Consider the following 11,768-nt stretch of genomic DNA (forward strand, 5'->3'; position numbering starts at 1 on the left):
CTCCCCGAAGGGGTCAGCGCGCGTAGTACTCGACGACGAGCTGCTCGTCGAAGGGCACCGGGACCTGGTCGCGCTTGGGGCGGTCGACGACCGCGCAGCGCAGCTCCTTGTGGCTGACCGCCAGGAAGCCGGCGATCTTGTCGTCGGCGTGCACGCCCTCGGCGGCCTCGACGAAGGGCACCATGTTCCGGGACTTCTCCCGGACGCCGATCACCTGGCCCGGCTTGACCTGGAAGGACGGGATGTCGACCTTCTTGCCGTCCACGGTGATGTGGCCGTGGGTGACGTACTGGCGGGCCGCGTAGATGGACGGCGCGAAGCCGGCCCGCAGCACCAGGGTGACCAGGCGCAGCTCCAGCTCGGAGATCATCTCCTCGCCGGTACGGCCCGGGCGCTTCTTGGCGTTGTCGTAGACCCGCGCGAGCTGCTTCTCGGACAGGTCGTAGTACCAGCGCAGCTTCTGCTTCTCGGCCTGGCGGACCGCGTAGTCGCTCGTGGAGCGGCGGACGCGGCGGCCGTGCTCACCCGGAGGGTAGGGCCGCTTCTCGAAGTAGCTGACCGCCTTACGGGTCAGCGGGGTACCCGCGCGCCGGGACAACCGCACCTTAGGTCCGGTGTAGCGCATGCTTTCCTCTTTCCGCTTCGTGAGTGGAGGGAATCCCAGGTAAGGCTCGCCTAGTTCTGGGAGGGGGCCCACAGGCCCCCCGGGTCGCGGCGGCGTGGCCGCCCGCGCGCCGTTCCCCGCCGGTGCGGCCGACCCTGGCCGCGTGCCGGTGGTGGCGCGTGCGGAGGGTGTCCCGTCCGCACGAACGCCGCCGCGCGTCTCAGCGCGGCGGCCGGATCACCCGCCCGGACGGCGCCGGGCGGGCGGGGTCGGTGTCCTACTTTACGCGGTCGGGCGGGGTGCCCGGGCCACGAGCCCCAGCGCACGGCGTCCCACCCCGCCGTCGCTGGGCCCGCGGCCGGTCCCCGCCCGGGTCCGGCGCGTATCCGGTGGCTAGGCCAGGTGCGGCTCGACCTCGCCGGCGACCTCCGCGCCATAGCTGGCGGTGATCCGCGCGAGCAGTCCGGCCTTGGTCAGCTCGTACTCGGTCGGGCCGTTGACCTCCAGGCTGTGCACCGCGATGGAGTTGCCCACCTGGGCGGCGCGCTCCAGGGACAGGCCCCAGGAGGTGGCGGCGAGGAACCCGGCGCGGAAGGCGTCGCCCACGCCGGTCGGGTCGACCTTCTCGGAGACCTCGGCGACGTCGACGCTGACCGGCGGCTCGCCCTTGCGGTCGATCCGCACGCCCTTGGCGCCCAGGGTGGTGACCCGGATGCCGACGCGGTCGAGGATCTCCTCGTCGCTCCAGCCGGTCTTCTGCTCGGCCAGGCCCTTCTCGTACTCGTTGGTGAACAGGTAGGCCGCGCCCTCGATGAGCTTGCGGATGTCGCCGCCCTCCATCAGCGCGAGCTGCTGGGAGGGGTCGGCGGCGAAGGGCAGGCCGGTGCGGCGGCAGTCCTCGCTGTGCCGGAGCATGGCCTGCGGGTCGTTGGCGCCGATGAGCGCCAGCTCGACGCCGTGCTCGGCGGCGAGCGCGGCGAGGTCGATCTCGCGCGCCTCGGACATGGCGCCGGCGTAGAACGAGGCGATCTGGTTCTGCTCGCGATCGGTGGTGCACACGAACCGGGCGGTGTGCCTGCGGTCGGAGGTGCGGACGCCGGAGGTGTCCACGCCGTGCTGCTCGAGCCAGGCGCGGTACTCCGCGAAGTCGGCGCCGACGGAGCCGACCAGCAGCGGCTTGAGGCCGAGGCGGCCCATGCCGTAGCTGATGTTGGCGGCGACCCCGCCGCGCCGCACATCGAGCTCCTCCACCAGGAACGACAGGGAGACCTGCTCCAGCTGGTCAGCGATCAGCTGTTCGGCGAATCGCCCGTCGAAGGTCATCAGGTGGTCGGTGGCGATCGATCCGGTAACCGCGATGCGCACTCGGAGTGCTCCTTGGGTCGGGGAGATCTGAACGAGGCACAAGCCTACCCACGGGTTCCCCGCCACAGGGAAGGACCCTGCAGGCACCCGGTGTCCGTGCACGTCCGAGCGCATACAAGGAAAGCCCCGGCGGCGGGGGCCGGAAGGGGGACGGCACCCGCCGGGTGAGCTCGGCGGTCACGACACCGGCCACCACGGTGGACCGACTGGTCGGTCGCGCACACGGCGGGTCGTGCACGTGCCGCCCTCGGCGGGACACCGTCCGCCGGTGTGCCAGGCGAGGGGTGGCGACGGCACAGGGGCACCGGTCGAGTCCGGCCCCCGCGCGCCGCGAGGACGGCGAGGGTGGTGGTTCCACCACCCGATCGGCCCTGGGACGGCCATTTCAGCACGCTGGATGCTCGAACCGTCGACACGTGCCCGGTATGCCCGGAACAGAGGAGGGTGTCCGCTGGAATGGCGTGGCCTTCGTCGGTCGCGACCGGCGAAAGTCGTGCCTCACGGTGGGACACCGTCCACCTCTCCGGGGACCGGGGGCGGCCACACCCGAAGGCGGTGCGCGTCCCCCCTTCCTGGAGACGACGACGGGCCCGCCCCGGCGTGTGCCGGGACGGGCCCCAGACCTTCGGCGGCGGCGCCGCGGGGCCTGCCGCGCGCGTCGGCCCCGCGGGGCCGGACCCCTTAGTTGAAGGAGTCGCCGCAGGCGCAGGAGCCGGTGGCGTTGGGGTTGTCGATGGTGAAGCCCTGCTTCTCGATGGTGTCGACGAAGTCGATGGTGGCGCCCATGAGGTAGGGGGCGCTCATCCGGTCGGTGACCACCTCGACGCCGCCGAACTCGGCCGTCACGTCGCCGTCGAGCTCGCGCTCGTCGAAGAACAGCTGGTAGCGCAGGCCCGAGCAGCCGCCGGGCTGGACGGCCACGCGCAGCCGGAGGTCGTCCCGGCCCTCCTGGTCAAGGAGCGCCTTGACCTTGCCCGACGCCTCGTCGGTGAGGATGATCCCCTGCGCCGTGGCCTCGTCGCTCTGAACCGTCATCTGCAAGCTCCTCCAAGAAGGCGTGTACGTCGGCCCCCCGGTCGCCGGGCGGCGCCGGTGGCCGTCCGGATCCCCGCACGGCCGCGCACGGGTCCCAGTGGTCCTCAGCGGTCCCAACACCGAGGTCCGACAGTGCATTCCGCCCCGCCCGGGGCGCCTCGGTGCACCACCTCCAGGTTAGGCCCTGCGCGCGGCCCCCGCCATCGCGGCCCGGGGGCGTGCGTCACACGGAGGCGCCGCCGCGGCGCCCACCCGTCCATCCCCGTTGATCTCGGGGAAGTCGGGCTTAAGCGGGCCGTCTTAGAGCCGGCGCGGATAGGCGGGCGGACCGCAGGATGCCCAGCCTCGACGACTCCGCCGCCGAATGCCGCCCCTGCGTCGTTGATCTCGGGAAATGCGCCCCTAAAAGCGGCCCGGTAGCGTCGTTTCTCCCGAGATCAACGCCGAGTGTGCCCGCCTATCCGCGCGGGCTCTTAAGCCCGGCTTCCCCGAGATCGACACGGGAGGACTCTCCGGCGCCGGGCCTCAGGCCCTCTTCCCCGCCTTGTCGACGTGGGGCCAGGCGCGGGCGATGGCGGCGGCCAAGGCGCGCAGTTCCTCGGCGGAGCGGGACATCGCGGCCTCGGTGGACCCGGCGGACTCCACCAGCGAGTAGGCGGCCGTGACCCCCGCCTTGGCGGCCTCGTCCGGGTCGGCGGAGACCGCCCCCGCCGTGACCACGCACGGGACGCCGTGCCGGGCGGCGGTGCGGGCCACGCCGTGCGGCAGCTTGCCGCGCAGCGACTGGAAGTCGAACGACCCCTCGCCGGTGACGACCAGGTCGGCGTCGGCGGCCAGGGCGTCCAGGCCGACGGCTTCGAGCACCCGGGAGACGCCGGACTCCACCGTCCCGCCGAGGAGCACCAGGCCGTACCCCAGTCCCCCGGCGGCGCCGGCGCCCGGGGTGGCGCGCAGGGTGCCGTCCGGGTCGGTGGCGTCGGCGAAGTCGGTCAGCGCGGCGTCCAGGGCGCGCACCGCCCCGGGGTCGGCCCCCTTCTGCGGGCCGAACACGGCACTGGCGCCGTGCTCGCCGAGCAGGGGGTTGTCGACGTCGGTGGCGGCGATCAGCCGCACGCCGTCGACGGCGCGCAGGGCGGGCGCGGTGTCGGCGGACTCCAGCCCGGCCAGGGCCCCGCCCCCGGCGGCGAGCCGGTCGGTGGGCCCGGCGCCGAGCGCGGCGAGCATCCCGGCGCCGCCGTCGTTGGTGGAGCTGCCGCCCATGCCCACCACGACGGTGCGCGCCCCGGCCTCCACCGCGCGGGCGATGAGCTCGCCGACGCCGCGGGTGGTGGTGCGGGCGGGGTCGCGCTCGGCGGCGGGAACCAGGTGCAGGCCGCAGGCCAGGGCGCTCTCCACGTAGGCGGTGTCGCCGTCGAGCAGCACGTCGGCGCGGACGGGGGCGCCGAGTGGGCCGGTGACCTCGCAGCCGAGGAGCCGCCCGCCGATCGCGGCGTGCAGCACCTCCACGAAGCCGGGGCCGCCGTCGGAGAGGGGCACGGTCCGGGTGTCGGCACCGGGGTGCACGTCGCGCCAGCCGGTGGCGACGGCCTCGGCGGCCTCGACGGCGGTCAGGGTGCCGGCGAACTTGTCTGGGGCAATCACGATTCGCACCCGACCAGTCTGCCCCCGGCCCCCGTGCCCGGGCCAGAGGAACGGGCAGATTTTATCCGCTTCGCGATAACTCGTTTCCGGGAAACGGAAACCGTGGCTTCCCCTCCCGCGCCGCCGCGTCCGCGCCGCGGCGGCCGGTCAGAGTCCGGGGGCGCCGTAGACCGGGAACCAGCGGCTCTTGTCCTGCTCCATCGGCAGGTCCCCGCCGATGGCCGCGGCCACCTGCAGCTCCAGGGCGTTGTCCCGGCGCTGGCCGCCCAGCGGGGCGAACGGGTAGAAGGTGCCCCGCTTGTACAGGTACACCAGCGCCACCGAGCGGCCCTTGGCGTCGCCGAACGCCGTGAGCGAGCACAGCAGGGAGGGGCCGAAGCCCGCGTGCTCCAGGCTGGAGTTGACCGCGTGCACGTCGGTCACCAGGTCGGAGATGCCGCTCTCGGTCGAGGAGCGCAGCACCAGCCAGGTGTAGCCGTAGTCGTCGGCGGTGGTCTCCACCGGCGGGCCGCCGTCGGCGTCGAGCAGCGCGGTGACCTCGCGCTCCAGGTCGGCGAAGGCCTTGCCTTCGGCGGCGCGGAAGGCGACCGACCCGGTGCCGGTCGGGGTGAAGCCCGCCGCGGCCTCCAGGGTCACGGCCGCCGAGGGCAGTGCGAACAGGGCGTCCAGGTCGGGACGGGCGGGCTTGGATCGCCCGAGCAGGGCTCGGAAGAAACTCAACGCGGCTCCTCAGTGCGTGCGGCGGTCGTCCGGAGACTACCCCTGCGGCCCTCGCCGTCCGTCGCTCCCATGCGCGCGTCCGTCCCTTCGCCGTCCCCGCCGTCCCCGCTGTCCGTCGTCCCCGCCGCCGCCCGCGCCCGTCCGGGCTAGGCGCCGGTGCCCAGCTGGCGGGAGATCGAGGAGAGCTGCTCCAGGCGGCGCTCCACCGGAGGGTGCGTGGCCAGCAGCTGGCCCATGTTGAACCCGCTCTTGGAGAAGGCCGGGGTGAAGAAGAAGGCGTTGAACGGCTCGGCCTGGCGCAGGTCGCGGCTGGGAATGCGGGCCATGTCGCCGGTGATCTTGGTCAGGGCGCTGCCCAGGGCCGACGGGCGGCCGGTGAGGTAGGCGGCGGCGCGGTCGGCGGCCAGCTCGCGGTAGCGGGACAGGGCCCGGGTGAGCAGGAAGCTCAGCGCCCACACGATCGCGCTCACCACCACCACGGCCAGCGCGATCATCGCCGGGGAGGGGCCGTTGCTGTTGCGGTTGCCCCCGCCGCCGAACGCGGCGAAGCGCAGCCCCATCTGGGTGAGGAACCCGGCCACGATCCCCAGGAACCCGGCGATGGTCATCACCATGACGTCGCGGTGGGCCACGTGCGACAGCTCGTGGGCGAGCACCGCCTCCAGCTCCTCGGGCTCCAGGCGGCGCAGGATGCCGGTGGTCGCGCAGACCACGGCCTTCTTCTCGTTGTGGCCGGTGGCGAAGGCGTTGGGCACGTCGGTGTCGGCCACGGCCACGCGGGGCTTGGGCATGTCGGCCATCGCGCAGAGCCGGTCGACCACCGCGTGCAGCTGCGGCGCCTGCTCGGGGGTGACCTCGTGCGCGCCCATCGCGTACAGGGCGATCTTGTCGGAGGTGAAGTACTGGACCACGGCGAATCCGACGACCAGCACGACCACCAGCGGCCAGGGCAGGCCCACGAGGATCAGCGCGATGATGAACGCGACGTACACAACGCCCAGCAGCCCCATGGTCAGCACCATGCGGGCGGTGAGCCCCCGGTCGGGCGTGAACTTCGAGCCTGCCACAGCGTGCCTGCCTTCGTCTGGTTTGCCCCTCGCCGCCCAGTCTAGGCGGGACGGCCGCGGAAAAGGGTGAGAGCCAGGTGAGACACGCGGGTCCCGGCGGTGGCGGTCCGGTGGGACCGGGCGAAGGGGGCGGCGGGCCCCCGGCACGGAGGCCCGACGGAATACGCGGGGGCCGCCGCGGCGTACCGCGGCGGCCCCGGGTGCCCTGTCCGGACAGGGCGCGCGCTCACCGGAAGACGGGCGAAGGGTCAGGAGACGTCCGGGATGAGCCCTTCGTCGCCGAGCATCGCCCGGACCTCCTCCATGGAGGCGTCCGAGGGGGGAAGGACGAAGTCCGAGGGCTGCAGCGAGTCCATCGGCAGCGGCTTGCCGTCCTGGCGGACCCGGTCCAGCAGGCTGGACAGGGCCTCGCGGAACCCCGCCTCGTCGCCGGACTCGATGGCCGCCTCGAGGGTGGTGTCCACCGAGTTCAGCAGGTCCATGTCGGCCTCGGAGAGGTCGAGCTGGCCCTCCCCCATGATGCGGACGATCATGCGCCCTCCCCCTGCCGGTTCGGCTGGGACTGGGAGTCGGAGCCGCTCTCCAGCTGCGGGGCCGCGCCGCCGCTGCCCTGGCCGAGCTCCTGCTTCATCTTCTCCAGCTCCAGCTCGACACCGCTGGAGCTGGCCATGCGGTCCAGCTCGGCCTGGATGTCGTCCTTGGAGCTGCCCGAGACGTCGTCCAGGGCGCCGGACTCCAGCAGCTCGTCCACGGCGCCGGCGCGGGCCTGCATCTCGGCGGTCTTGTCCTCGGCGCGCTGGACCGCCATGCCCACGTCGCCCATCTCCTCGGAGATGCCGGAGAAGGCCTCGCTGATCTGCGTCTGGGCCTGCGCGGCGGTGTAGGTGGCCTTGATCGTCTCCTTGCGGGTGCGGAAGGAGTCGACCTTGGCCTGCAGGCGCTGCGCGGCCAGGGTGAGCTTCTGCTCCTCACCCTGGAGCTGCTCGTGCTGCTGCTTGAGCCCGTCGATCTGGGACTGCAGGCCGGAGCGGCGGGTCAGGGCCTCGCGGGCGAGGTCCTCGCGCCCCTGCTGGAGCGCGGCCCGGCTCTGGTTCTCCAGCTTGCCCGACTGCTGTTCGAGCTGCTGGATCTGCAGCTCGACGCGCTTGCGGGAGGTGGCGACGTCGGCCACCCCGCGCCGGACCTTCTGCAACAGTTCCAACTGCTTCTGGTAGGAGTAGTCGAGTGTTTCCCGAGGGTCCTCGACGGAGTCCAGGGCTTTGTTCGCCTTGGACTTGAAGATCATGGAAAGTCGCTGAAACACGCTCATCGGCGTGGCCGTCCCCTTCTCGGTCCGTACGATCGGCTGTTCCCGGCGGGCGCTGTGCTCCAACCCTACGCGCTCTGACCGGCCCTCGCCATGCAGCGCCATCCACACCACGGGGAGCCGATACCCTGATGGATGTGTTCCGACGTCGCTCCGCTTCCGAATCCAAAGAGCCCGCCGTGACCGGTGCCGCCGAGTCCGCCGAGGGCTCGCAGCAGAAGGGCCTCACCCCGAAGAAGGGTGTGCCCACGCCCAAGCGCCGGGACAGCCAGGCCGAGCTCCGCCGTCCCCTCAACGCGCCGCAGACGCGCAAGGAGGCCTACCGGCAGTACCGCGAGCGCCGCGCCCGCGAGCAGCAGCGCACGGCCCAGAAGTCCGGCGCCCCCAAGGGCGAGGAGCGGTACTTCCGCCCCCAGGACTTCGGGCCCGCGCGCGCCTACGCGCGCGACGCGGTGGACTCCCGGCGCAGCCTCAGCGAGTACTTCCTGTACTTCTCGCTCGTCATCATCGTGATGCTGATCGCGGCGCCGGTGGAGATCCAGGCCGCGATCACCTACATCGCCTGGCCGGTCATGATGGTCACCATCGTGGTCGAGGGCATCTTCATCGCGCGCCGGGTCAAGAAGTACGCCGACGAGCACTTCCCCAACGACGACAACCTGCGCGGCATCGGGCTGTACGCGGCCACGCGCCAGCTGCAGATCCGGCGCCTGCGCCTGCCCAAGCCGCGGGTGAAGCCGGGCGAGCCGATCGGCAAGGCCGCCAAGGGCTGACCGCCCGGCTCATCCCCTCGGAACGGACGCGCGGGGCCCACTCTGCACAGGGTGGGCCCCGCGCGCATATCGTGCCTCCATGGAATTCCGTCACCTCGGCAGCAGCGGTCTCGTCGTCAGCGAGATCTCCTACGGCAACTGGATCACCCACGGATCGCAGGTGGAGGAGGACGCGGCCGTCGCATGCGTGCGCGCGGCCCTGGACGAGGGCATCACGACCTTCGACACCGCGGACGCGTACGCGCGCGGGCGCGCGGAGGAGGTGCTGGGCCGGGCGCTCAAGGGCGAGCGCCGGGACGGCATCGAGATCTTCTCCAAGGTCTACTGGCCCGTGGGCGATGGCAAGAACGACCGGGGACTGTCGCGCAAGCACATCGTGCGCGGGTGCGAGGCGTCCCTGCAGCGCCTGGGCACCGACTACCTGGACCTGTACCAGGCGCACCGGTTCGACTACGAGACGCCCCTGGAAGAGACCATCCGGGCCTTCGACGACCTGGTCCGCCAGGGCAAGGTCCTGTACGTGGGGGTCTCGGAGTGGCGCGCCGACGAGATCGAGCGCGCGCTGAAGATCGCCGACGACATGGGGTTCGACCGGCTGGTGTCGAACCAGCCGCAGTACAACATGCTGTGGCGGGTCATCGAGTCGGCGGTGGTGCCGGTGTGCGAGCGCGAAGGGCTCGGGCAGATCGTCTGGTCGCCGATCGCGCAGGGGCTGCTCACCGGCAAGTACGCGCCCGGCGAGGCCCCGCCCGCGGGGTCCCGCGCGACCGACGAGTCCGGCGGCGCGCAGATGATGGCCAAGTACATGGAGGACGAGGAGCTGCTCCGCCGGGTGCAGCGGCTGCGCCCGATCGCGGACGAGGTGGGGCTGAGCATGGCGGCCCTGGCGGTGGCGTGGGTGCTGCAGAACCCGAACGTCTCCTCGGCCATCATCGGCGCGAGCCGCCCGGAGCAGGTGCGCGACAACGTGCGGGCGTCGGGCGTGATCCTGGCGCCTGAGGTGATGGAGAAGATCGACGAGGTCCTGGGCGACAGCATCCAGCGCGACCCGGGCCTGACCCTGAGCCCCGAACGCCGTCCGTAGGCAGGCCGGGGCCGGGAGGCGCCTGCGGGTCGCCGCCCCGCCCCCGGGTGGCTGCACCGGTCATGGCCGTCCCATCGGGCGCGGCCGCCCTCCGGGCTCCGGCGCCCCGAGTGCCGGGGCCCGGGGCCGGCCGCCGTCTCCAGGCCCGGGCACGGACGATCGACCAGTGGGCCGAAGACCTGCGAGGCCCCTCCCCCGGGCGTCCGAGCCCCGGCGGACGAACGGCCACCGGGGCGGCGCCCCGGGCCTCAGGCCTCGCCGAGGCTCATCGTGTACTGCACACGCTCGTCCTCCAGAAGGCTGACCTGCTCCACGCCCGCCTCACGCAGGTCGCGCCACTCCTCGCCCAGCCAGCTCTCGGCGTCCCCGCGCGAGGGGAACGTCTCGGCGGGCAGGTCCTCGGCCTCCAGGACCGCTCCGCCTTCCTTCTCGTAGCGCCAGCTCCAGGCCATGGGGCTCCTTCCTTCAGCCGCGCCGGGCCGGGCGGCCCGGCGGTGCCGAGCCTACGCGTCCTGGTGTTCACTGGCGGGCATGCGCATTCGATTCATGGGGACCGCCGCGCCCCAGGGCTGGCCGGTGCCCGAGTGCCGGTGCGCCTCTTGCCGCCGCGCCGCCTCCGAGCCCCGGCGCCCGCTGGCCGTCCACGTGGAGGGGTCGATCCAGACATCGCGGCGCCCTGAGGGCTTGGCGTTCGATGGGGGCGGCCCGGTGCTCCTGAAGTGCGACGAGCCTGACCCCTCCTCTTCGGCCCCCTTCCCCGGCCTGGCCGACGGCGAGCGGTCCGGCCTGGGACGGCAGGGTCCCGGTGCCTCGCTTCCCCCCGATGTCGTCGTGGTCCACGCCGACGCCCCCGAGGCCATAGGGGACCTGCGGCGGCGCGGGGCCGTCCACGACCGGACGCGCTTCCTCCTGGTCGGCGGGGGCCACGGGGTGCACTCCCCCGCCGAGCTGCGGCGCCGTGCGGCGCTGTGGGGCGCCGAACCGGTGACCGACGGGCAGGTCGTCGAGGTGGCCCCGTTGCCGGAGCCCGTCGGGCCGACCGCCCGGCGGGTCCTGGTGACCGGCGGAGCGCGCTCGGGCAAGTCCGCCGAGGCCGAGCGGAGGATGCTCGCCGAACCGCACGTGGTCTACGTGGCCACCGGCCCGCGCCCGGAGGGGGACGCGGCGTGGGCCGAACGCGTGGCCGCGCACCGGTCCCGCCGCCCTTCGTGGTGGAGGACGGAGGAGACCGGAGACGCGGCGGCGGCACTGGACAAGGCTGCCGCGACAGGTGAGGCGGTCCTCTTCGACTGCGCGGGCACGTGGCTGGCCGGGGCGATGGAGGAGTGTGGCATGTGGTCCGACACCCCGCCTCCGGATGCACAGGAGCGCCTCGACCGCCGCATCGGAGAACTCCTCGACGCGTGGCGCCGCTTCCCCGGCCACTCGGTGGCGGTGACCAACGAGGTCGGCTCGGGCGTGGTCCCGGCGACGCGGAGCGGTGGCCTGTTCCGCGACATGCTGGGCCGGTTGAACCAGCGCCTGGCCCACGAATCGGACGAGGTCCTGCTGGCGGTGTCCGGAAGGATCATCGAGTTGCCGTAGCTCGATGATCTCGGGGAACTCGGGGTTGAACCCGACACCTCAAGTTTTGCGTTCTCGGCGTGAGAGCGGGCGGCTGAGCCGGTGCCCCGCTTCAGGACCCCGGCCGGGCGGAAGGCCGTCGGGGTGTGGGGCGCAGGGCAGCGACGAGGAGAGGTCGGCGGCCCGCACCGCAGCGCTGTCGGGCGCGGCGCGTGCGGGTGGTCGCCGTGGCTGGCGGCGACGGCGAGAGCGGGGCGATTCCCGGGCCCTGCTTGCCGTCCGGCAGGCCGCTCGCGGGTCCAGTGGGCGGACGACTGAGCAGGTACCCCGCTCAAGGGCGCGGGCGGCGCCGGCGCCGTCGGAACCCGGCGAACCGGACACCGGGGCGGTAGCGGCTCGACCAGAACCCGCCTTCTGGGCACCACGGCCATCCTGCGTCGTGAAACCGACGCCTGATCAGCCCAAAAGCGTCGATTCCACGACGCAGGATGCCCGAGCCCCTCTCCCGCCGCCCGTTATGCCCGGTATGCGCCGCCCGGGCGGCCCCCTCCGCGTTGATCTCGGGGAACCCGGGGTCAAACCGGACGCGATAAGCCCGACTCCCCCGAGA

12 protein-coding genes are annotated in these 11,768 nt (G+C 73.1%); 3 read left to right on the forward strand and 9 right to left on the reverse strand.

Features of this window, described 5'->3' with window-relative positions:
- Positions 1-13: 13 nt before the first annotated feature.
- From rpsD to O4J56_RS30855, 8 genes are all read right to left on the reverse strand, one after another.
- Positions 14-625 carry a 30S ribosomal protein S4 gene (gene rpsD, locus O4J56_RS30820; protein WP_270690674.1) on the reverse strand — a complete coding sequence of 204 codons (612 nt, stop codon included), beginning with the start codon at positions 623-625 and terminating at the stop codon, positions 14-16.
- Between the two features lie 372 nt (positions 626-997).
- Entirely contained in the window at positions 998-1,969 is a 972-nt protein-coding gene (locus O4J56_RS30825; RefSeq protein ID WP_270690675.1) for a carbohydrate kinase family protein, read from the reverse strand.
- A gap of 681 nt (positions 1,970-2,650) precedes the next feature.
- Entirely contained in the window at positions 2,651-3,004 is a 354-nt protein-coding gene (locus O4J56_RS30830) for a HesB/IscA family protein (RefSeq protein ID WP_270690677.1), read from the reverse strand.
- Between the two features lie 525 nt (positions 3,005-3,529).
- Positions 3,530-4,654 (reverse strand): glycerate kinase family protein, encoded by a 1,125-nt coding sequence (locus tag O4J56_RS30835; RefSeq protein ID WP_270690678.1) that lies wholly within the window; start codon positions 4,652-4,654, stop codon positions 3,530-3,532.
- A 138-nt stretch (positions 4,655-4,792) separates the two neighbouring features.
- Complete coding sequence (gene pspAB / locus O4J56_RS30840) at positions 4,793-5,365, reverse strand: PspA-associated protein PspAB (RefSeq protein WP_270690680.1); 573 nt, start codon at positions 5,363-5,365, stop codon at positions 4,793-4,795.
- 146 nt (positions 5,366-5,511) lie between these two features.
- Positions 5,512-6,432, reverse strand: coding sequence for a zinc metalloprotease HtpX (gene htpX / locus O4J56_RS30845; RefSeq protein ID WP_270690681.1), 921 nt, complete (start codon positions 6,430-6,432; stop codon positions 5,512-5,514).
- Positions 6,433-6,680: 248 nt separating this feature from the next.
- Positions 6,681-6,965, reverse strand: coding sequence for a PspA-associated protein PspAA (gene pspAA / locus O4J56_RS30850; protein ID WP_270690683.1), 285 nt, complete (start codon positions 6,963-6,965; stop codon positions 6,681-6,683).
- A complete protein-coding gene (locus O4J56_RS30855) occupies positions 6,962-7,741 on the reverse strand; it encodes a PspA/IM30 family protein (RefSeq protein ID WP_270690684.1) in 780 nt (259 codons plus the stop codon). The genes pspAA and O4J56_RS30855 overlap by 4 nt, the downstream gene beginning before the upstream one ends.
- 176 nt (positions 7,742-7,917) lie before the next feature.
- Here O4J56_RS30855 and O4J56_RS30860 point away from each other — a divergent pair, with 176 nt between their 5' ends.
- Positions 7,918-8,511 carry a DUF3043 domain-containing protein gene (locus tag O4J56_RS30860; protein WP_270690686.1) on the forward strand — a complete coding sequence of 198 codons (594 nt, stop codon included), beginning with the start codon at positions 7,918-7,920 and terminating at the stop codon, positions 8,509-8,511.
- A gap of 79 nt (positions 8,512-8,590) precedes the next feature.
- Positions 8,591-9,595, forward strand: a complete 1,005-nt coding sequence (locus O4J56_RS30865; RefSeq protein WP_270690687.1) for an aldo/keto reductase family protein — start codon at positions 8,591-8,593, stop codon at positions 9,593-9,595.
- Between the two features lie 248 nt (positions 9,596-9,843).
- On the opposite strand, the gene O4J56_RS30870 is transcribed toward O4J56_RS30865, so the two are convergent.
- Positions 9,844-10,047, reverse strand: coding sequence for a hypothetical protein (locus O4J56_RS30870; RefSeq protein ID WP_270690688.1), 204 nt, complete (start codon positions 10,045-10,047; stop codon positions 9,844-9,846).
- 79 nt (positions 10,048-10,126) lie between these two features.
- Here O4J56_RS30870 and O4J56_RS30875 point away from each other — a divergent pair, with 79 nt between their 5' ends.
- On the forward strand, positions 10,127-11,179 hold the full coding sequence (locus O4J56_RS30875) for a bifunctional adenosylcobinamide kinase/adenosylcobinamide-phosphate guanylyltransferase (protein ID WP_270690689.1): 1,053 nt from the start codon (positions 10,127-10,129) through the stop codon (positions 11,177-11,179).
- The last annotated feature ends 589 nt before the right edge of the window (positions 11,180-11,768 follow it).

Origin of the sequence: Nocardiopsis endophytica (assembly GCF_027706725.1) — a bacterium.
In the GTDB taxonomy this organism is placed as follows: Bacteria; Actinomycetota; Actinomycetes; order Streptosporangiales; family Streptosporangiaceae; genus Nocardiopsis_A; species Nocardiopsis_A endophytica.

What these genes read in the sequence shown, in the direction of transcription:
- O4J56_RS30830 (WP_270690677.1), bottom strand. Translation starts at nt 3,004, where the DNA reads ATGACGGTTCAGAGCGACGAGGCCACGGCGCAGGGGATCATCCTCACC.
- O4J56_RS30870 (WP_270690688.1), bottom strand. Translation starts at nt 10,047, where the DNA reads ATGGCCTGGAGCTGGCGCTACGAGAAGGAAGGCGGAGCGGTCCTGGAG.
- pspAA (WP_270690683.1), bottom strand. Translation starts at nt 6,965, where the DNA reads ATGATCGTCCGCATCATGGGGGAGGGCCAGCTCGACCTCTCCGAGGCC.
- O4J56_RS30875 (WP_270690689.1), top strand. Translation starts at nt 10,127, where the DNA reads ATGCGCATTCGATTCATGGGGACCGCCGCGCCCCAGGGCTGGCCGGTG.
- O4J56_RS30865 (WP_270690687.1), top strand. Translation starts at nt 8,591, where the DNA reads ATGGAATTCCGTCACCTCGGCAGCAGCGGTCTCGTCGTCAGCGAGATC.
- O4J56_RS30855 (WP_270690684.1), bottom strand. Translation starts at nt 7,741, where the DNA reads ATGAGCGTGTTTCAGCGACTTTCCATGATCTTCAAGTCCAAGGCGAAC.
- rpsD (WP_270690674.1), bottom strand. Translation starts at nt 625, where the DNA reads ATGCGCTACACCGGACCTAAGGTGCGGTTGTCCCGGCGCGCGGGTACC.